A 21,425-nucleotide genomic window follows, 5' to 3' on the forward strand; every position below is an offset into this window, starting at 1 on the left:
GCCGACTATTTCAGCGTCTGGAATGCCGTATTCGCGAGCAAGCTCGCTCCCACAGGTCCTGCAGTGGCCGAATCCAGGTCAGCCGAAAATGACTGGGCCGTGATTACTCGTCATACCCCAGGTTCGGCGCCAGCCAGCGTTCGCTCACGCTCAAATCCTGCTGCTTGCGCGCCGTGTAGCTTTCCACCTGATCCTTGTCCACTTTCCCCACGGCGAAGTATTGCGCCTGAGGATGGGCGAAGTACCAGCCGCTGACCGCCGCTGCCGGGAACATCGCGTAGTGCTCGGTGAGAAACACGCCGCTGACGCCGGGTTTGCCGTCGCCCTGGGCCGGGTCGAGGAGGTCGAACAGCACGCCTTTCTCGGTGTGATCCGGGCAGGCCGGGTAGCCGGGGGCAGGGCGGATGCCGGTGTATTGCTCCTTGATCAGCTCGTCGTTGCCCAGCTGCTCATCGCGGGCATAACCCCAATACTCTTTGCGCACCTGCTGGTGCAGCCATTCTGCGCAGGCCTCGGCCAGACGATCCGCCAATGCCTTGACCATGATCGCGTTGTAGTCGTCGCCCTTGTCCTGGTACGCCTTCGACACCTCTTCGGCGCCGATGCCGGCGGTGGTGATGAAGCCACCGACGTAATCGGTGACGCCGCTGCCCTGGGGCGCGACGAAATCGGCCAGGGAGAAATTCGGCTTGCCGTCGGTCTTGATGATCTGCTGGCGCAGGTGATGCAGCTTGGCCAGTGGCGCGCCGTTATCGTCGAGCAGTTGAATGTCGTCGTGGTCAACCTGATTGGCCGGCCAGAAGCCGAATACGGCGCGGCTGCGGATCAGCTTCTCGTCGATCAGTTTGCGCAGCAACTCCTGGGCGTCCTTGAACAGCGAGGTGGCCGCTTCGCCCACCACTTCGTCGGTGAGGATGCGCGGGTATTTGCCGGCCAGGTCCCAGGAAATAAAGAACGGCGTCCAGTCGATGTAATCCACCAGCACGTTCAGGTCGATGTCTTCCAGCACCTTGACCCCGGTGAACGTCGGCTTCACCGGCTGGTAGGCGGCCCAGTCGAACTGCGGCTTCTTGGCGATGGCCGCGCCGTAGCTCAGGCGTTCGGTGCGGGCGCTGCGCGCGGAGGTGCGCTCACGCACTTCCACGTATTCGGCGCGGGTCTTCTCGATGAAGCCGGCTTTGAGTTCCTTGGACAGCAACTGCGTCGCCACGCCCACGGCGCGAGAGGCGTCGGTGACGTAAATCACCGCGTCGTTGCTGTACTTGGGCTCGATCTTCACCGCCGTGTGCGCTTTGGAGGTGGTCGCGCCGCCGATCATCAACGGCAGGTGGAAGTCCTGACGCTGCATCTCGCGGGCGACGTGAACCATCTCGTCCAGGGAGGGCGTGATCAGGCCCGACAGGCCGATGATGTCGCACTTCTGCTCGCGGGCGACCTGCAGGATCTTCTCCGCCGGCACCATCACGCCGAGGTCGACGATGTCATAGCCGTTGCAGCCCAGCACCACGCCGACGATGTTCTTGCCGATGTCATGGACGTCGCCCTTGACCGTCGCCATGAGGATCTTGCCCTTGGCTTCGGGCTTGTCGCCTTTCTCTTCTTCAATGAAAGGGATCAAATGCGCCACGGCCTGTTTCATCACGCGGGCGGATTTAACCACTTGCGGCAGGAACATCTTGCCCGAGCCGAACAGGTCGCCGACCACATTCATGCCGGCCATCAGCGGGCCTTCGATGACCTCGATCGGGCGCTTGAACGACTGGCGCGAGAGCTCGGTGTCTTCAACGATGTGCGTGGTGATGCCCTTGACCAGCGCGTGCTTGAGGCGCTCGTTGACCTCCCAGCCGCGCCACTCTTCGGTTTCCGCTTCCTTGACCGAGCCGTCGCCCTTGTATTTGTCGGCGAGGGCCAGCAGCGCGTCGGTGCCTTCCGGGTTGCGGTTGAGCACCACGTCTTCCACCGCGTCACGAAGTTCGGCCGGAATCTGGTCGTAGATCTCCAGCTGGCCGGCGTTGACGATGCCCATGGTCAGGCCGTTGCGGATCGCGTGCAGCAGGAACACCGAGTGGATCGCCTCGCGCACCGGGTTGTTGCCACGGAACGAAAACGACACGTTGGACACGCCACCGGAGGTCAGCGCATACGGCAGCTCATCGCGGATGTAGGCGCAGGCATTGATGAAGTCCACGGCGTAGTTGCTGTGCTCTTCGATGCCGGTGGCGATGGCGAAGATGTTCGGGTCGAAAATGATGTCTTCCGGCGGGAAGCCGACTTCATTAACCAGAATGTCGTAAGAGCGCTTGCAGATCTCCTTCTTGCGCGCCTCGGTGTCGGCCTGGCCGGCTTCGTCGAAGGCCATCACCACCACCGCCGCGCCGTAGCGCTTGCACAGCTTGGCGTGATGGATGAACTGCTCGACGCCTTCTTTCATGCTGATCGAGTTGACGATGCCTTTGCCTTGAATGCACTTGAGGCCGGCTTCGATGACTTCCCATTTCGAGGAGTCGATCATGATCGGCACGCGGGAGATGTCCGGCTCGCCGGCAATCAGGTTGAGGAAGGTCACCATGGCCTTCTTCGAGTCCAGCATGCCCTCGTCCATGTTGATGTCGATCACCTGGGCGCCGGCTTCGACCTGCTGCAGGGCGACTTCCAGGGCTTCGGTGTAGTTGTCTTCGCGGATCAGGCGGGCAAAACGGGCAGAACCGGTGATGTTGGTGCGCTCGCCGACGTTGACGAACAGCGAGCTGCGATCGATGGTGAACGGTTCCAGACCGGACAGGCGGCAGGCCTTGGGAATCTCAGGAATCGGCCGCGGCGCATAGGGCGCAACGGCGTTGGCGATGGCCTTGATGTGCGCCGGGGTGGTGCCGCAGCAACCGCCGACGATGTTCAGAAATCCGCTCTGGGCGAACTCTTCGACGACTTTGGCCATTTCAGCAGGGGCTTCGTCGTACTCACCGAATTCGTTGGGCAGGCCGGCGTTGGGGTGCGCCGAGACGTGGGTCTCGGCCTTGTTCGACAGCTCTTCCAGGTACGGCCGCAGCTCGCTGGCGCCCAACGCACAGTTGAGGCCCACAGAGATCGGCTTGGCGTGACGTACCGAGTTCCAGAACGCTTCGGTGGTCTGGCCGGAAAGGGTGCGGCCGGAGGCGTCGGTGATGGTGCCGGAAATCATGATCGGCAGCTCGAAGCCCAGCTCGTCGAACACGCCCTGAACGGCGAAGATCGCCGCTTTGGCGTTGAGGGTGTCGAAGATGGTTTCGATGAGGATCATGTCCGCACCGCCTTCGATCAGGCCTTTGGTGGCTTCGGTGTAGTTCTCCACCAGTTCGTCGAAGGTCACGTTGCGGTAGCCGGGGTTGTTGACGTCCGGCGACAGCGAGCAGGTGCGGCTGGTCGGGCCGAGCACGCCGGCGACGAAGCGCGGCTTGGCGGGGGTTTCCAGGGTCTTGGCGTCGGCGACCTGGCGGGCCAGGCGCGCGCCCTCCACGTTCAGTTCGTAGACCAGCGCTTCCATGCCGTAGTCGGCCTGGGACACTTGGGTGGCGTTGAAGGTGTTGGTTTCGAGAATGTCGGCACCGGCGTCGAGGTATTCCTTCTCGATCGCACCAATCACGTCAGGCCGGGTCAGGATCAGCAGGTCGTTGTTGCCCTTGATGTCGCTCGGCCAGTCGGCAAAACGCTTGCCGCGGTAGTCTTCTTCCTCCAGCCGATAGCTCTGGATCATGGTGCCCATGCCGCCATCGAGGATCAGGATTCGCTGTTGAAGAGCCTGCTGGAGTGCTTGAAGACGCGCGCTGCGATCTGACATGAAGGTTACCCGGATGAAGAAGTACGAAATAAGGTGGCGCTGAAAGGTGCGAAATAATAGCAAACCTGTACGGATTTAAATCATTCCGGGATTTACATGAATTCTGTTCATGTTGCGCGGCACTGCCAAACGGTAGAATCCCGGCGATTCATTTTCAGGACGCCCGTTCCATGTTGCATCGCGTGCTCGCCAGTTCCCTGGCCTTGTTGTTTTGCGGTGCAGCGTTCGCGCAGTCACCCCTTCAGTCTCCGGCTATTTCCTACAGCCGCGATATCCAGCCGATCTTCACCGAGAAGTGCGTCGCCTGCCACGCCTGCAATGATGCTGCCTGCCAGCTGAACCTGGGCAGCGGCGAAGGTGTGCTGCGCGGTGCATCGAAGGTGCCGGTTTACGAAGGCGACCGCAGCAAGGCGGTCGCCCCCACCCGGATTTTCGTCGACGCGCAGGGCCCTGACGCCTGGCGCAAGAAAGGCTTCTATTCAGTGCTGGACGGGCAGAGCAATCAGGCGGCGCTGATGGCAAAGATGCTCGAGTTCGGGCACAGCGCGCCATTGCTGCCCAACGCGCGGCTGCCGGATGACATCGTGCTGGGCCTGAACCGCCAGAACATGTGCCCGTTGCCCAACGAGTTTGCCGCTTATGCCACGGCGCGTCCGGGGCAGGGCATGCCGCTGGCGGTGACCGGCCTCACCGACGCTCAATACAGCACGCTGCAACGCTGGCTGGCAGCCGGGGCACCCGTGGAGCAGACGCCGGTGCAACCGAGTACGGGCGAAGCGGCGCAGATCACCGAATGGGAGCGCCTGCTCAATCGCCCCGGATCGAGCGAAGCGTTGGTCGGCCGTTGGCTGTACGAACACCTGTTTCTGGCCCACGTGTATTTCAGCGACGGCGAGCCGGGGCACTTCTTCCAGTGGGTGCGCTCGCGCACGCCGAGCGGCCAGCCGGTTGACCTGATCGCCACGCGCCGTCCCGACGACGATCCTGGCACCACCTTCTATTACCGCCTGATGCCGGTGCAGGGCGTCATCGTCCACAAGACCCACATCACCTACCCGATGGGCCCGCAGAAGCTGGCCCGGGTCAAGCAACTGTTCTACAGCGGCACCTGGCACGCCACCGAGCTGCCCGGCTATGGCCCGCAGCATCGGGCCAATCCGTTCGAAACGTTCAAGCAGATCCCCGCTGACGCGCGCTACCAGTTCATGCTGGACAATGCCGAATACTTCGTTCGCACGTTCATTCGCGGCCCGGTGTGTCGGGGCGAGATCGCCACGGATGTGATTCGCGATCATTTCTGGGCGCTGTTTCAAGCGCCCGACCACGACCGTTACATCACCGACGCGGCCTACCGGGCCAAGGCCACGCCATTGCTGGCGATGCCGGGGCAGGACGATGACGTCGGCAGCGTGCTGACCCTGTGGCACGACTACCGCGACAAGCGCAATCAGTACGAAGACCTGCGCAGCGATGCCTACGCGCACATGCCCCCGCCGGGTTGGGCGACGCTTTGGGCGGGCAACGACAACGCGCTGCTGACCATCTTCCGCCACTTCGACAGCGCCTCGGTGAACAAAGGGCTGATTGGCGCGCTGCCCAACAGCGTCTGGCTGTTCGACTACCCCTTGCTGGAGCGCACCTATTACCAGTTGGCAGTCAATTTCGACGTCTACGGCAACGTCTCCCATCAGGTGCAGACGCGCTTGTATTTCGACCTGATCCGCAACGGCGCCGAGGTCAACTTCCTGCGCCTGATGCCGGCCGACAAGCGCGATGACATCCTCGGCGACTGGTACCAGAACGGCGGCAAATTAAAGATGTGGCTGGATTACCAGGCCATCGACGATGACACCCCGAGCGGCCTGACACTCGATGAGAACAACCCCAAGCGTGACTTCGAGCGCAAGTTGATCGAGCGTGCGGGCACCTTGAACGTGACGCCGGACCCGATCAATCGCTGCGACGGCGCCTACTGTTCGCGTGAGGGACTGGACCCGGTGTTCAGCGAGGTGGAGCAGACATTGAGCCGGCTGACGTCGCGGCCGGCGGCGGGGCTGAAGGTCATTCACCAGTTGCCGGAAGCGACGATGCTGCGGATCCAGGATGGCAGCGGCAAACGCATCGTCTACAGCATGCTGCGCAACCGGGCCCACAGTAACGTCGCCTTTCTGATGGGCGAGGATTACCGCTACCAGCCCGGTCTGGACACGCTGACAATCTATCCGGGTGTGCTGAGCAGCTACCCGAATTTCATGTTCAACATCCCGGCCAGCGAGGTCGGTGCGTTCGTTGACGCAATGGAGCAGGCCCACGATCACAAGCAGGCGTTCGACGCTATCGTCCAGCGCTGGGGCGTGCGCCGCAGCCATCCGCTGTTCTGGACGTACTTCCACGACCTGGACCGCTACCTTCAGGAAACCGAGCCGCGCGAGGCGGGTGTCTTGGACATGAATCGCTATGAGAATCTCTGAGCCGCCCGCGAGCCGTCCTGCAGAAAATCTTCACACTACGCGTTGGCCCCGCTGATGCTGCTTCAAACAGGGAAACCCTTGTAAAACATGGCGCGCAGCCATTATGCAGCCCGTCAGTGACGCCGAACCTTTTCGCAACTTATGAAGTCCGACCTTGGGAGTCGCTCTTCGACACCTTGCCTTTTCGGGCGTGGCAGCGAAGGTCAATCCAGACGAAGCAAGAGGTTGCAGATGTTGATTTCGGTTCAGGCCCTGCGGGCACTCGCCGCGTGGGCTGTTGTGTGTCACCACTTCATGCAGATATTTTTCGACTTCCATCCGAGTGGGCCGGTCGGCCGTTTTTTCACTGAAAAAGGCGCCGTTGGCGTCGACATTTTTTTCGTCATCAGCGGTCTGGTCATCTACCTGTCAACCGTAGACAAGGACATTCCCGCCGGCCGCTTCATGCTCAACCGTGTCATTCGCATCGTCCCGGCGTATTGGCTGTACACCCTGGTGATGGGCCTGCTGGTGGTTGTCGCTCAGCCGCTGCTGCCCCACCAGGTCGTCGACTGGCAAAGCTTTGTGCTGTCGCTGTTGTTCATACCCTCGGAAAACCCGGGCGGCTACGGCCTCTATCCCACCCTCAACGTGGGCTGGACGCTTAACTACGAAATGCTGTTCTACGTGCTGTTCTCGATGGTGTTCCTGTTCCAACAGCGTCTGCGCCCGTTGATTCTCGCGGCGGCGCTGTTTGCCATCACCGACGTGCTGGGTCGTTCGGGGCTGGTCAGCCGGTTCTACGCCAATGACATCGTCTATGAGTTCCTGCTCGGCATTTTCGTGGGTGTGATGTATCGCCGGGGCTGGATCAGTGAGCGGTTGTGGCTGCCGTTGCTGGCCATTGGCGCTGCGCTGTTCACCATCGACCATCTGCAACCGGCGCCGCGCATTATCAACTGGGGCCTGCCGAGTGCGGTGATCGTGGTCGCCTGCATCTCCCTCGAACCCTATCTGCGCAACTATCGCCTGCTGAAGACCATGGGCGACTGCTCGTACTCGGTGTACTTGCTCCATGTGCTGGTCCTGTATGCGGGATGGCTGGTCAGTGAGCGTTACGGCCTGAACCCGTATCTGGTGTTTGCGGTGTGCGTACCGGTCATCGCGCTCGGCGCGTGGCTCAGTTATGAATGGATCGAGAAGGGCTTGTACCGCCGCATGAAAGGCTGGCTGGACCAGAGACGGGCAAGCAAGGAGGCGGCGCTGTCCTGACAGACACCGGGTAGCGGTCGGGTCACTTACCCGACTAAAACACTAGGGCTTTGTCAGGCGCAGTTGATTGGCGTAAACTGCGCCCCACGTCTGCGAGGAATTTTCATGACCGCTATTACGATTACCGATGCCGCCCACGATTACCTGGCCGATCTGCTGGAAAAGCAGAACACGCCCGGCATCGGCATCCGCGTGTTTATTACCCAGCCTGGCACCCAATACGCTGAAACCTGCATTGCCTACTGCAAGCCAGGCGAAGAAAAACCCGAAGACACGGCCATCGGCCTGAAAAGCTTCACCGCCTGGATCGACGCGTTCAGCGAAGCGTTTCTGGACGACGCCGTTGTCGATTACGCCACCGATCGCATGGGCGGCCAGCTCACTATCAAGGCGCCTAACGCCAAAGTGCCGATGGTCAACGCCGACAGCCCGATCAACGAACGCATCAATTACTACCTGCAAACCGAGATCAACCCGGGTCTCGCCAGTCATGGCGGCCAGGTCACCTTGATCGAGGTTGTTGAAGAGGAGGAGGCGAACGTCGCCATTCTTCAGTTCGGCGGTGGTTGCCAGGGTTGTGGTCAGGCGGACGTGACGCTGAAGGAAGGCATCGAGCGCACGCTGCTGGAGCGCATCCCCGAGCTGACCGGTGTGCGTGACGTGACCGACCACACCCAGAAAGAAAACGCGTATTACTGAGAAGTGATTGTGTTGCAGGCAAGGCCCCGACGCGTTCGGGGCTTTTTTATGGGCGCTCGGTAAGGGTGAGGGCGCAGGCTAAGCCCTGAACACATGGGCGTGGCCGGCGCGATACAGCGAGGATTCACTGAACACGTCGTTGCCCAGCACTCTGCCTACCAGAATCAGCGCGGTGCGGCGGAATCCCTTGATCCGCACCTTTTCCTCAATGTCCGCCAGTGTGCCGGTGACCCAGTCCTGGTCCGACCAACTGGCGCGATGCACCACGGCAATGGGGCAGTCCGCGCCATAGTGCGGTGTCAGCTCGGCGACGATCTTGCCCAGGTTATTGACCCCCAGATGAATCGCCATGGTCGCTTGATGCCGCGCCAGATCGCCGAGGCTTTCGCCTTCGGGCATGTTGGTTTTGTCGGCGTAGCGGGTCAGGATCACGCTCTGGGAAATGTCCGGCAGCGTCAGCTCGGTGCCCAACAGCGCGGCGCACGCAGCGGTGGCGGTGACGCCGGGGATGATTTCGAAGGGGATCTGCAGCGCGCGCAGGCAACGGATTTGCTCGCCGATCGCGCCATAGAGACTCGGATCGCCGGAATGCACCCGCGCCACGTCATGCCCTTGTGCATGAGCGGATTTCATCAGCTCGATGATCTGCTCCAGGTGCAGTGAAGCGCTGTTGGTCACCTGAACCGCCTGATGCCCCTCCAGCACCGCCTCAGGAACCAGCGAGCCGGCGTAGATAATCACCGGGCAGGCGCGGATCAGCCGCTGGCCTTTGACAGTGATCAGGTCTGGATCGCCGGGGCCGGCGCCGATGAAAAAAACGGTCATGGGGTGTCCTGATTGGAATTCATTTGAACGATGGTTCGCCGGATGCTTGTCGCTGAATGCACGCGGCCTACTTCTGTAGGACCGGCTTTAGCCGGTAAGGGGCCTGCATGTACACCCTCATATTTGCAGTGTGACGCTTGACGCTTTCCCGGCTGAAGCCGGTCCACAATTTGAGCCGGTCCTAAGAGGTTGCGCTCGCCCTGCCGGTTGCGGTTGCCAATGCAAATGTCGCATGGGGACATTTTCGGCGGGGGATGACCAATGTCGCCGGCGAGCCGGTCAACCGCGTCACCATGGCCAACGCGGCGCTTTCCGCCACGCCGTAGCAACCTGTGCGTTCAAAGGCGATCTCGGATCGATGGCTGAGCTGATCCTCGTAAGCCGCCAGGTCACCTGCGCTGAAGAACCCTACCGTCAGGCCCAGCCCATGACCCAGTTCCAGCAACCCCGCTTCATCGGCTTTGCCATCAATCGACGCCAGGGCAGCAATGTCTGCCGGGGCCAGCTGACACTCCCGCAAACCATCCTCTATCAGTTGCCGAAGCTCCAGCGCCGAGCATCCGCGCTGACAGCCCAGGCCGACCACCCACAGCGGTCGGTCGCACGAGTCATTCACGGTCACAGCGCGGGGTTCAGACCCGTGTGCGCCGCAGGCGTTTCACTGCGACGAAACAGCCAGGCGCTGATCCAGCCCAAGGCGATCCAGAACACGGCATTGGTCAGCAGCGACGCAATCTTGAACTGCGCTTCAAGGGCTTCCGGCGCAAGTGCCGAATGGACCGCCGGTTGCGGCGCGCCGACCATGTGCGGCACCACCAGAATCACCGCGCCCATGACCTTCAGCAGCCAGTGTCTGGCAAATACCATCAGCGCCAGGCCCGCAGCCGTGGACGCAGCGGTGCCGACCCACCAGATCTGCCGCTGGGTCAGGTCCGCCGCGACGGTGCCGGGCAGTTCGGGCGGCAAACCGAGGGTCGGCGCCAGCACAAACACCGCATAACCGGCCAACCCCCACAGCACTCCTTCGCGCGCACTTGCCGGCGTGCGCAGGGTGTACAGCGCGGCCAGCATCAAGGCGAAACCGACCGCGACCACCAGATTGCCGCCAGTGGTGGACAGCACACGCTGCCAGCCGTCTTCCGGCTCCCAGGCTTCGGCGTCATGGACGTGGCCGGCCATCGCACCCTCGGCGTGCTCGTGGATCTCAGTGGTCGGGGCCTTTTCGTAGGTCTCCGCCTGCAGGATCAGTGGCGCCACCGAGAAGCTCTGCAGCAACGTCAACAACAGGGCGGCCAGCAGTCCGGTGAACCCGGCCGTTTGCGCGATTCGCTTGAACATGGCGGCAGGTCTCAGTGGCACGGGAAGGCGGAGCTGTGACGGGTGTCGTGTGCTGCGTTATGCACCGCATCGATGTGGGAGAAGCCGGCGAAGTACACCAGAAACGCACCGAGAAACATCGCGCTGACGGCGGCGACAAGGCGCTGGCTTTGCGTGCTCGCAACGGCCGTCGTGGTGTGTGTGGTGGTGCCGGACGTCTGGCGGGGTGTGCTGGTGGACATGGCGCTTCCCTCTGATGTGGATTCAGCGGACGGAAAGGCGCGAAGACACCGCAGGCGAATGCCGGCAGTGCTCAACAGCGCCCGCCCACCGCGGGTTGTTATATAACGTTGTCGGGCCGGTCTCCGGGCTCGCGAGGGGCACATGCAACGGCCTTCACAGCCGTCGCGCCTTCAAGAATCGCCTTCCCATATCGCTGTGGATACAGTGGATCTGACTCTTCACTCGCTTACCGTTGCGGGGGCAGCACCGGACTTATGCACACCCTAAGTTCTGCACGCACCGGTTTCCCGTTTCACCCTGTGAAGGGCACCCGTAACAAGGTGTGTAGGAGACCACGGGCTGTTTGGCGCGTCAATCGACCCGTCAGTCGGCATGTCAATCGATGCAGCGATCGGTGCGTCAATTGGCGCGGCAATCATTGCAACGGCGCGATTGACCGGCCTGCGGTCACTGCGTAGCCTTGCGCACTTGAGGTTCGTCGGCCGCTTTTATGAAAGCCACCGGCGCTAAGAAGGGAATGCGGTTTCACGCCGCAGCTGCCCCCGCAACTGTAAACGGACCGCTTCATTGCACAGCCACTGCGCGAGCGGGAAGGCGCAATGAATGCCAGTCGCCTGACGATGCCTGTCAGCGACCGGCCGCCGTGAGCCAGGAGACCTGCCTCGAATCGGACCGCCTGCGAGCGGCCGAGGAATTCCACTACAACCGGGCGGGGTGATCCGGTGGCGAATCGAACCGCGCGCCTGTTTCTGCCGGCCTGCGCTGTTTTCGTCCTCGTTGCCCCGCCGCATGCCTGAGGGCAACCGATGAAAACACTGGCCAAACTTCCCGTCACCATCGTCACCGGCTTTCTCGGCTCGGGCAAAACCACCTTGCTGCGGCACATGCTCGACAACGCCGAAGGCCGTCGCATCGCCGTCATCGTCAATGAGTTCGGCGAGCTGGGCATCGACGGGGACATCCTCAAGCAATGCACCATCGGCTGCTCGGAAGAAGAAGCCGTCGGTCGCGTCTACGAACTGGCCAACGGCTGCCTGTGCTGCACCGTTCAAGAAGAGTTCTTCCCGGTGATGCAGGAACTGGTCGCCCGTCGCGGCGACCTCGATCACATCCTCATCGAAACCTCGGGCCTGGCCCTGCCGAAGCCGCTTGTGCAAGCCTTCCAGTGGCCGGAAATCCGCAACGCCTGCACCGTCGACGCCGTGATCACCGTGGTCGACAGCCCGGCCGTGGTCGCCGGCACCTTCGCTGCGTTCCCGGATCAGGTCGACGCCCAGCGCAAACTCGACCCGAACCTGGACCACGAATCGCCGTTGCATGAGCTGTTCGCCGACCAACTGGCAAGCGCCGACCTCGTCGTGCTGAACAAGGCCGACATGCTCGACGCGGACGCACTGGCCGCCGTGCGCGCGGAGGTCGCCGAAGAACTGCCGCCAGCGGTGAAGATCGTCGAAGCGAACCGGGGCCAGCTGCCGATCAGTGTGTTGCTGGGCCTGGGCGCTGAGTCCGAGCTGCACATCGATGGCCGCAAGACCCACCACGATCACCACGAAGGCGACGATCCGGATGATCACGACCACGACGCCTTCGACTCGATCTCCATCACGCTGCCCCAGGCCGATGAATCGCTGTTGCTCGACGCGCTGACCCAGGCCGTCGTCCAGCACGGCATCCTGCGGGTCAAAGGCTTCGCTGCCATTCCCGGCAAACCCATGCGCCTGCTGGTGCAAGGCGTCGGCACCCGGTTCGACAAGCATTTCGACCGCGCCTGGAAGTCAGACGAAACCCGCGAAACCCACCTGGTGCTGATCGGCCAGGAACTGGACGCGGGCGTTCTTGAAGCGCAATTGCGCGCTGCCGTTTCCGCGATCAAAGGCTAACCATGCACCTGCTGCGTACACAGCCCGGCGGCTTCGTTCCCGACGACAGCATCGCTGACCTGGGCCAGACGCCCGCCGAGCTGGTGATCCTGTGCAGCGCCGACTCAAACCTGGCGTTGCTGGCTGAAGTCGCGCAGCAACTGCCGGACGATTACCCGAGCCTGCGCCTGGCCAATCCCATGCAGGTGCAGAACCATGCCTCGGTGGATTTGTACGTCGACGAAGTGCTTCGCCACGCCAAGGTCATCCTGATTTCCCTGCACGGCGGCATCGGCTACTGGCGTTACGGCGTCGAGCGGTTGGTGGAGCTGGCGGCGAAGGGCGTCAAGCTGATTCTGGTGCCCGGCTGTGATCGGCCGGACCCCGAGCTAAGCGGCCTGAGCACCGAATCCGCCGAAGACCGCGAGCGGCTCTGGCACTACCTGCGCCAGGGCGGCAAGCACAACGCTCTATCGCTGTTCAGCTTCATCGCCACGCGCTGGCTGGGCGGTGACTATCCCTGGGCCGAGCCGCAAACCCTGCCGCGCACCGTGATTTATCACCCGCAGAACCCCAACGCCGACCTGGCTCGCTGGCAGGCCGACTGGCGCGCGGACCAGCCGGTGGCTGCGGTGTTGTTCTATCGCTCCCACCTGCAAGCGGCGAACACCGGTTTCATTGATGTGTTCTGCGAGCGCTTGTCGGCCCAGGGCTTGAACCCGTTGCCGATTGCGGTCGCCAGCCTCAAGGAAGCCGGTTGCATGACCGCGCTGCAGGACTGGCTCGATGAGGTGGATTGCGAGGTCATTCTCAACACCACCGGCTTTGCTCAATCCAGTCCGGAAGCGCCGGACGTGCGGCCGTTTCGCCGGGATATCCCGGTCATTCAGGCCATTTGCGCCCAGGACAACGAACCGGCCTGGCAGGCCAGCGCCCAGGGCTTGGGCTCCCGGGATCTGGCCATGCACATCGCGCTGCCGGAACTGGACGGGCGCATCATCAGCCGGCCGATCAGCTTCAAGGACCTGGCCTGGCACAGCGAGCGCAGCCAGTCCGACGTGGTCTGCTACCGCGCCCAGCCGGGACGCATGGATTTCGTCGCCGAACTGGCCCGGCGCTGGGTGCTGCTGGCCCGTACGGCCAACACTGACAAGCGTGTGGCGCTGATTCTCGCCAACTACCCGACACGCGACGGGCGCATTGGCAATGGCGTCGGCCTCGACACGCCAGCCGCCGCGCTGAACATCCTCAACGCCATGCAGGCCGAGGGTTACCCGGTCGAGGGTCTGCCTGAATCGGGCACAGCGCTGATTCATGCCTTGCTCGGCGGCGTCACCAATGACCCGGACAGCCTCGATCAGCGGCCTTGCCACCAGAGCATGGCCATGGACGAGTACCTGGCCGCGTTTCAGGCATTGCCCGAGGCCAATCGCGATGCGGTCATCGCGCGATGGGGCGCTCCTGACACCGATCCCATGTGCCGCGACGGGCGGATGATGATTGCCGGCTTGCGTTTCGGCATGACCTTCGTCGGGATTCAACCGGCGCGGGGTTACAACGTGGACCACAGCGCGGTGTATCACGACCCCGACTTGGTGCCGCCCCACGGTTACCTGGCGTTCTACTTTTGGCTGCGCAAACGCTATGGCGCCCACGCCGTCATCCATGTCGGCAAGCACGGCAATCTGGAGTGGCTGCCGGGCAAAGGCGTCGGTCTGTCCGAGCACTGCTGGCCGGATGCGATCCTCGGCCCGATGCCGAATATCTACCCGTTCATCGTCAACGATCCGGGCGAGGGCGCCCAGGCCAAGCGCCGCACCCAGGCGGTGATCATCGATCACTTGATGCCGCCGCTGACCCGCGCCGAAACCTACGGTCCGTTGCGCGACCTTGAACTGCTGGCAGACGAATATTACGAAGCGCAACTGCTCGATCCGCGCCGTGCACGTGAGTTGCAGAAAGACATTCTCAGGCTGGTGCGCGAGACCCATATCGACCGCGAACTGTCGATGGACGGGGATGCCAATAGCGACGAAGACGCCGCCGTGTGGCTGCCGCGTCTGGACACCTATCTGTGTGACCTGAAGGAATCGCAGATCCGCGACGGGCTGCACGTGTTTGGCGAGTCGCCCACGGGCCGGCTGCGCATCGACACGCTGCTGGCGATGGTGCGCGTGCCTCGCGGTGATGGTCGCGGCGGTCAGGCGAGCCTGTTGCGCGCCTTGAGTCAGGCGCTGGCGCTGGATTTCGACCCGCTGGACTGTGACCTCGGCGCGCCGTGGACCGGCGATAAACCTCAGGTATTACATGAGGTCAGCGCTGAACCCTGGCGTACCACGGGTGACACCCGCGAGCGACTGGAGCTGCTGGCTGCGCAGATGATTCAGCAGATTGCCGCTGGATTCGAGGTGATTAATAGCTTTGAAAACAAAGGCTTGTCGGAGGTTGTTGAGTCTCTGCATGAGGTAGTGATTCCGCGCCTTGACGCGTGCGGTCCGGCCGAGATGGCCAACCTCCTTGGCGCGCTGAGCGGACGCTTTGTCCCCGCCGGCCCGAGCGGCGCCCCCAGTCGCGGACGGCTGGACGTGCTGCCCACCGGGCGCAACTTCTTCTCCGTGGACGTCCGTAATCTTCCGACCATGACCGCTTGGCGCATTGGCTTCCAGTCGGCAAACCTGTTGCTGGAGAGGCACTTACAGGACCATGGTGATTATTTACGTCAACTCGGGCTCTCGGTCTGGGGCACGGCAACCATGCGCACTGGCGGTGACGACATCGCCCAGGCCATGGCCCTGATGGGCGTGCGGCCGGTGTGGGGGACGGGCAGTCAGCGCGTCGATGATTTCGAAATCCTGCCCCTGAGCCTGCTTGATCGGCCTCGGGTTGACGTGACCCTGCGGGTTTCCGGGTTCTTTCGTGATGCGTTCGCCAACCTCATCCGCTTGTTCGATGCGGCGGTGCAGGCCGTTGCAGCACTGGACGAGCCCGATGAAATGAACCCGCTGGCCGCCCGCGTGCGCCAGGAGCGCGAGCAATTGCTGCGTGACGGCCTGGATGCCGAGCAAGCGGCGAAGCAGGCCGGCTGGCGCGTCTTCGGCGCCAAGCCCGGAGCGTATGGCGCGGGGGTGCAGAACGCTATCGACGGACGCTTGTGGCAGAGCCGCGACGACCTCGCCGAGGTTTACCTGAACTGGGGCGGCTATGCCTACGGCGGCAGCGACGAAGGCACGCCCGCCCGTGACGGTTTTGCCAAGCGGCTCAGCCAGGTCCAGGCGGTGCTGCAGAATCAGGACAACCGCGAACACGACCTGCTCGATTCCAACGATTACTACCAGTTCCAGGGTGGCATGCTGGCGGCGGTGGAAAGCCTGTCCGGCGCAAAAGTCGCCAGTTACCACGGCGACCACAGCCAGCCCGATCTGCCGAAGATCCGCACGCTCAAGGAAGAACTCAACCGGGTGGTGCGCTCGCGGGCGGCCAATCCGAAGTGGATCGAAGGGGTCAAACGCCACGGCTACAAGGGCGCATTCGAGATGGCGGCAACGGTGGATTTCCTGTTCGCCTTCGACGCCACCACCGAGTTGATCGACGATCACCAATACGCGCTGCTGGCCGATGCCTATCTGCTGGACGCCTCGACCCGCGATTTCATCCAGCAGCACAATCCTGACGCGTTGCGGGACATGACCGAGCGCATGCTCGAAGCGCAGCAGCGCGGCTTGTGGCAGGAACCGGGCGAGTACCGCGAAGCGCTGGAGAACCTGTTGCTGGACATCGAAGAGTCATGACCTTGGAAGAGCGCCTGCCGGGCAGCCTGCGAAGGCCCCTGACCGGCTTGAACCACATGACTGCCCCGCGGCTTGACGAGAATCGAACATGACCGACACCCCTCATTTCCCCTTGGCCGCCGTCGTCGGTGCCGATGACCTGAAGCTCGCCCTGTGCCTGACCGCCATCGACCCGAAAATCGGTGGCGTGCTGATCGAGGGCCCGCGGGGCATGGCGAAATCGACCCTAGCCCGAGGGCTCGCCGATTTACTGGCCAGCGGTCAGTTCGTCACACTGCCCCTGGGCGCTACGGAAGAACGCCTGGTCGGCACGCTCGACCTTGACGCCGCGTTGGGCGAGGGCCGCGCGGCGTTCTCGCCGGGGGTCCTGGCCAAGGCGGACGGCGGCGTGCTGTACGTCGATGAAGTCAACCTGCTGCCGGACCACTTGGTCGACTTGCTGCTGGACGTCGCCGCCAGCGGGGTCAATCTGGTGGAGCGCGATGGCATTTCCCATCGCCACGCCGCGCGCTTTGTGCTGATCGGCACCATGAACCCGGAAGAAGGCGAACTGCGCCCGCAACTGCTTGACCGTTTCGGCCTGAACGTGGCGTTGAGCGGGCAGACAATGCCGCAACAGCGCGGGCAGATCATTCGCCGTCGGCTGGATTTCGACGCCGCGCCCGAAGCCTTCTGTCAGCAATGGGCCCCGCAACAGCTGGCGTTGCAGACCCGTTGTGAAAGCGCGCGGGGGCTGTTGCCGAGCATTGAACTGGATGATGCCAGTCTGGGCCTGATCACCGAGCGCTGTTTTGCCGCCGGGGTCGACGGTATGCGAGCGGACCTGGTCTGGTTGCGCGCGGCCCGTGCCCATGCTGCCTGGCGCGGCGCTGCGCATATCACCGAGGCGGACATCGACGCCGTGGCCGACTTTGCGCTGCGTCACCGTCGTCGCGAACCGCAACCGCCCCAACAACCGCAATCCCAGCCGCCTGCGCCATCACAACAACCCCCGCCGAAACCCGATGACGGTGCTCCGCCGCAACCTGAATCGCCGGAAACAGGCGAGGGCAGTTGGGGTGAGTTGCCTGCCCGCACCGTGCAGACGGGTCACCGCAAAGAAGTGCCCCGCTGGCCAAAAAAGCCCTAGGCATTCGCCCCCGGTTGTCGAAGGGGGCGAATGCCAGCCCTCGACCGGGTGCACTGGGCGGCGGCCGAAACGGCGCGGCCCGCGCGGGTGCAGAAGGCGCGATTGCCTGGCTGCCCACCTTGCTCCGTGGCCGCCCCCGGGTTCGCAGCGATCTGGTGCATCAGCCCCGCAGTCGCCGGCCGGAGCAGCTCTGGCTGGTGATCGTCGACGCGTCGGCGTCGACCCGGCGCAATCACGCGTTGAGTCAGGCAAAGGGTTTGTTGGCGGGGTTGTTCGATGATGCGTATCGGCAGCGCGCCAGACTGGCCTTGCTCACCGCCAGCGGCACCGGCGCGCGCTGGCAGCATCAGGGCCTGAAAGCCAGCGCCGGGTTGCAGCCGTGGCTCGATGCATTGGGCGCTGGAGGCGGCACGCCGCTGTGGGATGCGATCAATCAGGCGGCTGACTGGTCCGCAAAACGGCACAAGCGCTGCCCGGCGGAACAGCAACGGGTGCTGATTCTCACTGACGGGCGGGTCAAGGACATACCGGCGCTGTCAACACGACCGGCGCAGCCGCTTCCCTTGTTCAGCGGCCCCGTGCTGCTGATCGACATCGAGCGTGGGCCCATACGGCTGGGCCGCGCCCGGGACATCGCCGTGCAACTCAACGCTGACTACCGCCACATCGACGAGTGCTGAGCGCACGTCGTCGTTCGGGTCTCAGGCGGGCATGGTCCACGGCTCGAGGCTGTAGCCTTCGCCGCTGATTTCAGCCCGGGCCTGTTCGAGAAACTGCGCCAGTTGCTTCGGATCGGAATAGGCGCTGCTGGGGATCTGCTTGCGGCCAATGCGGGTGCTGGTGCGGTCGATGACGGTGAGGCTCAGTTCGCCGTTGCCATCCTGTGGGGCCCAGGCCACGCACTGGAACGGTTCAAAGGCGTGACCGGCAATCAGCAAAGCATCGTTGAAGCGCAAGGGGGCGTTCATGGACTGTCCTCAAAGTGCCCGTGTACGTTGTGCACCGGCGGCGGGCGTTTCGCTCGGTGGCGTCTGGTGTTGCTACTTGTACTGATGACCGTCCCCCAGGGCTGAGTCACACCCATTTTGAAATTTCTTGATTTATTTTAAGCGGCACTTTTGCCGCGCTTCCTTGCCGCGCCTGAGCCAAACTCCTGCGAGGCCAGGTTCTTCACTGCCAAGCGCGCTTGATGGTGCACGTAAACGCTAAGCACGTTTCGATCTTAGGCTTATACAGAATCGATCCAAGGGGGCGTCAGAAACCTTGCTATGGTGTCAATCGGCCTTCACAAGGCACTGTTTATAAGAATGTTTTCTCCATGGATCACTACGCGACCCCGGCGCCAAGGAAACTCACATGCATGATCTGGCCTCCATACGCCGCCTGCTGATCGTCGAACCGTGCGAGGAATGTCTGCAACTGGTCCCCGGCCTGCGCATTGCCGGGTGGGATGTCGACAGCTGCACCCTTGAAGAGGCCGCGTTGCGTCCCTGTGACGTTGGCCTCATCCGCCTGCTGCCCGAGCATTTCGAACACCCTGAAGTGGTCAAGTCTCTCATCTCCCGAAGCAACACCGAATGGATCGCCGTGCTGACCAGCGAGGACCTGCGCCGCGAGCACATCGGTGATTTTGTCTGTGAGTGGTTCTTCGATTTCCATACCTTGCCCTTCGACGTCGCCCGCGTGCAGATCACGCTGGGGCGCGCCTACGGCATGGCGCGGCTGCGTGCCAAAGGCGCCAGCGTTGCCGGCGGTGGCGGTTATGGCAAAGGCGCCCCCTTTGGAGAGAACCCTGGCCAGCAATTGCTGGGGGAAAGCCGGCCGATGCGCGAGTTGCGCCGATTGCTGAGCAAGCTGGCGCCCACCGAATCACCGGTGCTGATCCGTGGCGAAGGCGGGACGGGCAAGGAGTTGATCGCACGCACGCTGCATGCTCAGTCCCAGCGCCGCGAGCAACCCTTCATTTCGGTCAACTGCGGGGCGATGTCGGAGCAATGGCTGCAGGAAGAGTTGTTCGGCACCGCCGACGCGGGAGACGCAACACGCCAGCGCAGGACGGGGCGCATTGAAGAGGCCAATGGCGGCACCCTGTTTCTCGACGAGATCGGCGATTTGCCCCTGGAGGTCCAGGCGAATGTGCTGCGGTTCCTGCAGGATCGGCACATTGAAGTGGCGGGGGAGCGTGTCCCGGTGGATGTGCGCGTGCTGGCGGCGACCCACGTCGATCTGGAAGCGGCGATTCGCATGAAGCGGTTTCGCGAAGACCTGTATTACCGGCTCAACGTGTTGCAGGTCGGCACTGCGCCGTTGCGCGAGCGGCACGGTGATCTGGCGTTGCTGGCCAATCACTTCGCCCAGTTCTACAGCCGGGAAACCGGCCGGCGGGTACGCAATTTCAGTCAGGACGCGCTGGTTGCCATGGGCAAGCACGACTGGCCCGGCAACGTGCGGGAGTTGGAGAACCGGGTGCGTCGCGGGCTGGTGCTAGCGGAAGGGCGGCAGATCGAAGCGTTCGACCTGGGGCTGCTGGGCGAAGAAGAGATCAGCACCAGCATGGCCACTCTGGATGAGTACAAGTCCCGGGCGGAACGGCAAGCGCTGTGTGATGTGTTGACTCGTCACAGCGACAACCTCAGCGTGGCCGCCAAAGTGCTCGGTATTTCTCGGCCAACGTTCTATCGCCTGCTGCACAAGCATCAGATTCGTTGATCCGGCCTTGCGCGATGCAGCCGCCGGCGTTCACCTCCGGCGTGCAGGCTCTCAGTCATTGATCAGTTGGCTGACCCGCTGCAGTGCTTGCTCACTGCGGTGGCTCCAGCTCCCGCCAATCACCTCGAAAGGCTGCCCGTGGGCCACCAGCCATTGCCGGCTGGCCTCGAAGAATGCCTGGCGCTCGGCCAGGTCTGGCTGGCAACGCTGACCGTCGCCGACCCATTCGACCCCCTCCGGGGACAGCAGCAGGTGCAGATCGTAGTGGCGCTCGGCGAGGGCGGTTTCGATCCACGCCGGGCAGTCGTTGAACAGCGCACGGCTCCAGAGGACGTTGCTGAGCAAATGGGTGTCGAGGATCAGCAGTGACGGTTTAAGCGACCGCGCGGCGTCCTCACGGGCCAGTTGTTCCCGGGCAATGACGTCGATGTCGGCGTAGCAGGTGTCCCGCTGTACCTCATCGATGAACTGCCGCACGTATTCGCCCACCCGTACGCCGCCGAACTGCCGCTGAATCTCTTCCGCCAGCCAGCTCTTGCCGCTGGATTCGGGCCCTGTGAGTACCAGCACTTTCATCCCGGTCAACGCGCCAGCGCGGGGTCGGCGCGCCAGTCGCGCCAGCCCTGCACGGCGAGCAGGGTGAACAGCGCGTACAGACCCGCGGTGAGGTACAGCGCTTTATAGAGAAACAGGCCCACGAAGATCACGTCGAGCAGGATCCACAGCGGCCAGCACTGCACCCGCTTTTGCGCCATCCAGACCTGCGCGACCAGGCTGTAACCGGTCAGTGTGGCGTCGAGCCAGGGTTGCGCGGCGTCGGTGAAGTGGGCCATGGCCGCGCCAAGGACAACGCTGACCACGGCGCCGGCGACCAGGCTGAGCAACAGGCTGCCGCTGCCCAACGAGGTGACGATGCGGCCGTTGTCTGCCGCGCCACGGCGGGTCCACTGCCACCAGCCATACAGCTGCAGCACGGCGTACACCACCTGCAACAGCATGTCGGAGTAGAGCTTCACGTCGAAGAAGATCCAGGTGTAGAGCAACACCATGACCAGGCCGATCGGCCAGCACCACGGGTTCTGTTTGACTGTCAGCCAGACGGCAATGACACCGAGTGCAGCGGCGAACAGCTCAAGCCCTGACATGGCAACTCCTGAAGAGACGGTGGAAAAACGGGTCGGCGATTGTAGGCGCTTTATGGCCCGAGGTGGGACGCGATGATGCGTCGGAAGCGTCTGAAAAGGCAGTAGAAAAACAGCTTGGGCAGCACGTCGGGTTCATAGAGGCAATGTAACGACGATGGGGTAAACGTCAAAGCCT

The 21,425-nt window shown here is 63.1% G+C and carries 15 protein-coding genes, 2 pseudogenes and 2 riboswitches; of the genes and pseudogenes, 9 read left to right on the forward strand and 8 right to left on the reverse strand.

All coding sequences use genetic code 11. From position 1 onward, the window contains the following. Positions 1-103 precede the first annotated feature (103 nt). On the reverse strand, positions 104-3,814 hold the full coding sequence (gene metH / locus SLW75_RS08525; RefSeq protein ID WP_410934166.1) for a methionine synthase: 3,711 nt from the start codon (positions 3,812-3,814) through the stop codon (positions 104-106). A gap of 170 nt (positions 3,815-3,984) precedes the next feature. Here metH and SLW75_RS08530 point away from each other — a divergent pair, with 170 nt between their 5' ends. The 3 genes from SLW75_RS08530 to nfuA all read left to right on the forward strand — a co-directional run bounded on the left by SLW75_RS08530 (position 3,985) and on the right by nfuA (position 8,235). Then, positions 3,985-6,285 carry a fatty acid cis/trans isomerase gene (locus tag SLW75_RS08530; RefSeq protein ID WP_410934167.1) on the forward strand — a complete coding sequence of 767 codons (2,301 nt, stop codon included), beginning with the start codon at positions 3,985-3,987 and terminating at the stop codon, positions 6,283-6,285. A 231-nt stretch (positions 6,286-6,516) separates the two neighbouring features. Next, positions 6,517-7,536 (forward strand): acyltransferase family protein, encoded by a 1,020-nt coding sequence (locus SLW75_RS08535; RefSeq protein WP_065991424.1) that lies wholly within the window; start codon positions 6,517-6,519, stop codon positions 7,534-7,536. 105 nt (positions 7,537-7,641) lie between these two features. Then, on the forward strand, positions 7,642-8,235 hold the full coding sequence (gene nfuA / locus SLW75_RS08540; RefSeq protein WP_065991425.1) for a Fe-S biogenesis protein NfuA: 594 nt from the start codon (positions 7,642-7,644) through the stop codon (positions 8,233-8,235). 78 nt (positions 8,236-8,313) lie between these two features. Here the strand turns inward: nfuA and cobM are convergent, their stop codons facing one another. The 4 genes from cobM to SLW75_RS08560 all read right to left on the reverse strand — a co-directional run bounded on the left by cobM (position 8,314) and on the right by SLW75_RS08560 (position 10,619). Further along, positions 8,314-9,060 carry a precorrin-4 C(11)-methyltransferase gene (cobM, locus tag SLW75_RS08545; RefSeq protein ID WP_410934168.1) on the reverse strand — a complete coding sequence of 249 codons (747 nt, stop codon included), beginning with the start codon at positions 9,058-9,060 and terminating at the stop codon, positions 8,314-8,316. A gap of 181 nt (positions 9,061-9,241) precedes the next feature. Next, positions 9,242-9,676: a cobalamin biosynthesis protein gene (locus tag SLW75_RS08550; RefSeq protein ID WP_410934169.1), complete on the reverse strand. Its 435-nt coding sequence runs from the start codon at positions 9,674-9,676 to the stop codon at positions 9,242-9,244. Between the two features lie 2 nt (positions 9,677-9,678). Next, positions 9,679-10,398, reverse strand: a complete 720-nt coding sequence (locus tag SLW75_RS08555) for a CbtA family protein (protein WP_410934170.1) — start codon at positions 10,396-10,398, stop codon at positions 9,679-9,681. 11 nt (positions 10,399-10,409) lie between these two features. After that, positions 10,410-10,619: a CbtB domain-containing protein gene (locus SLW75_RS08560; protein ID WP_410934171.1), complete on the reverse strand. Its 210-nt coding sequence runs from the start codon at positions 10,617-10,619 to the stop codon at positions 10,410-10,412. A gap of 96 nt (positions 10,620-10,715) precedes the next feature. Further along, positions 10,716-10,949, reverse strand: a riboswitch (cobalamin riboswitch). A gap of 125 nt (positions 10,950-11,074) precedes the next feature. Then, positions 11,075-11,300: riboswitch (cobalamin riboswitch) on the forward strand. 126 nt (positions 11,301-11,426) lie between these two features. Here SLW75_RS08560 and cobW point away from each other — a divergent pair. The 4 genes from cobW to SLW75_RS08580 all read left to right on the forward strand — a co-directional run bounded on the left by cobW (position 11,427) and on the right by SLW75_RS08580 (position 18,076). Further along, positions 11,427-12,500 (forward strand): cobalamin biosynthesis protein CobW, encoded by a 1,074-nt coding sequence (gene cobW / locus SLW75_RS08565; protein WP_065991429.1) that lies wholly within the window; start codon positions 11,427-11,429, stop codon positions 12,498-12,500. Between the two features lie 2 nt (positions 12,501-12,502). Continuing rightward, positions 12,503-16,267 (forward strand): cobaltochelatase subunit CobN, encoded by a 3,765-nt coding sequence (gene cobN, locus SLW75_RS08570; RefSeq protein ID WP_410934172.1) that lies wholly within the window; start codon positions 12,503-12,505, stop codon positions 16,265-16,267. 88 nt (positions 16,268-16,355) lie between these two features. After that, positions 16,356-17,396 carry an ATP-binding protein gene (locus tag SLW75_RS08575; protein WP_410934173.1) on the forward strand — a complete coding sequence of 347 codons (1,041 nt, stop codon included), beginning with the start codon at positions 16,356-16,358 and terminating at the stop codon, positions 17,394-17,396. A gap of 53 nt (positions 17,397-17,449) precedes the next feature. Continuing rightward, positions 17,450-18,076 carry a vWA domain-containing protein gene (locus SLW75_RS08580; RefSeq protein ID WP_296309608.1) on the forward strand — a complete coding sequence of 209 codons (627 nt, stop codon included), beginning with the start codon at positions 17,450-17,452 and terminating at the stop codon, positions 18,074-18,076. Between the two features lie 21 nt (positions 18,077-18,097). On the opposite strand, the gene SLW75_RS08585 is transcribed toward SLW75_RS08580, so the two are convergent. Next, entirely contained in the window at positions 18,098-18,364 is a 267-nt protein-coding gene (locus SLW75_RS08585; RefSeq protein WP_065991433.1) for a hypothetical protein, read from the reverse strand. Positions 18,365-18,752: 388 nt separating this feature from the next. Between SLW75_RS08585 and SLW75_RS08590 the strand changes: the two are divergent. Both SLW75_RS08590 and SLW75_RS08595 read left to right on the forward strand, forming a co-directional pair. Continuing rightward, positions 18,753-19,124, forward strand: a pseudogene (locus SLW75_RS08590) (VpsR-related response regulator); the annotation flags it as partial. A 69-nt stretch (positions 19,125-19,193) separates the two neighbouring features. Then, a pseudogene (locus tag SLW75_RS08595) lies at positions 19,194-20,105 on the forward strand (sigma 54-interacting transcriptional regulator); the annotation flags it as partial. 51 nt (positions 20,106-20,156) lie between these two features. Here SLW75_RS08595 and SLW75_RS08600 read toward each other — a convergent pair. Then, positions 20,157-20,681, reverse strand: coding sequence for an AAA family ATPase (locus SLW75_RS08600; RefSeq protein WP_369320065.1), 525 nt, complete (start codon positions 20,679-20,681; stop codon positions 20,157-20,159). 5 nt (positions 20,682-20,686) lie between these two features. Further along, on the reverse strand, positions 20,687-21,250 hold the full coding sequence (gene pnuC / locus SLW75_RS08605; RefSeq protein WP_296309595.1) for a nicotinamide riboside transporter PnuC: 564 nt from the start codon (positions 21,248-21,250) through the stop codon (positions 20,687-20,689). Between the last annotated feature and the right edge of the window lie 175 nt (positions 21,251-21,425).

It is taken from the genome of Pseudomonas sp. W5-01 (assembly GCF_046540435.1).
GTDB classification, from domain to species: Bacteria; Pseudomonadota; Gammaproteobacteria; order Pseudomonadales; family Pseudomonadaceae; genus Aquipseudomonas; species Aquipseudomonas graminis_B.

Coding starts and splice junctions, on each gene's coding strand:
- cobM (WP_410934168.1), bottom strand. CDS start 9,060: ATGACCGTTTTTTTCATCGGCGCCGGCCCCGGCGATCCAGACCTGATC.
- metH (WP_410934166.1), bottom strand. CDS start 3,814: ATGTCAGATCGCAGCGCGCGTCTTCAAGCACTCCAGCAGGCTCTTCAA.
- SLW75_RS08530 (WP_410934167.1), top strand. CDS start 3,985: ATGTTGCATCGCGTGCTCGCCAGTTCCCTGGCCTTGTTGTTTTGCGGT.
- SLW75_RS08560 (WP_410934171.1), bottom strand. CDS start 10,619: ATGTCCACCAGCACACCCCGCCAGACGTCCGGCACCACCACACACACC.
- SLW75_RS08600 (WP_369320065.1), bottom strand. CDS start 20,681: ATGAAAGTGCTGGTACTCACAGGGCCCGAATCCAGCGGCAAGAGCTGG.
- cobW (WP_065991429.1), top strand. CDS start 11,427: ATGAAAACACTGGCCAAACTTCCCGTCACCATCGTCACCGGCTTTCTC.
- SLW75_RS08575 (WP_410934173.1), top strand. CDS start 16,356: ATGACCGACACCCCTCATTTCCCCTTGGCCGCCGTCGTCGGTGCCGAT.
- SLW75_RS08585 (WP_065991433.1), bottom strand. CDS start 18,364: ATGAACGCCCCCTTGCGCTTCAACGATGCTTTGCTGATTGCCGGTCAC.
- cobN (WP_410934172.1), top strand. CDS start 12,503: ATGCACCTGCTGCGTACACAGCCCGGCGGCTTCGTTCCCGACGACAGC.
- SLW75_RS08555 (WP_410934170.1), bottom strand. CDS start 10,398: ATGTTCAAGCGAATCGCGCAAACGGCCGGGTTCACCGGACTGCTGGCC.
- SLW75_RS08535 (WP_065991424.1), top strand. CDS start 6,517: ATGTTGATTTCGGTTCAGGCCCTGCGGGCACTCGCCGCGTGGGCTGTT.
- nfuA (WP_065991425.1), top strand. CDS start 7,642: ATGACCGCTATTACGATTACCGATGCCGCCCACGATTACCTGGCCGAT.
- pnuC (WP_296309595.1), bottom strand. CDS start 21,250: ATGTCAGGGCTTGAGCTGTTCGCCGCTGCACTCGGTGTCATTGCCGTC.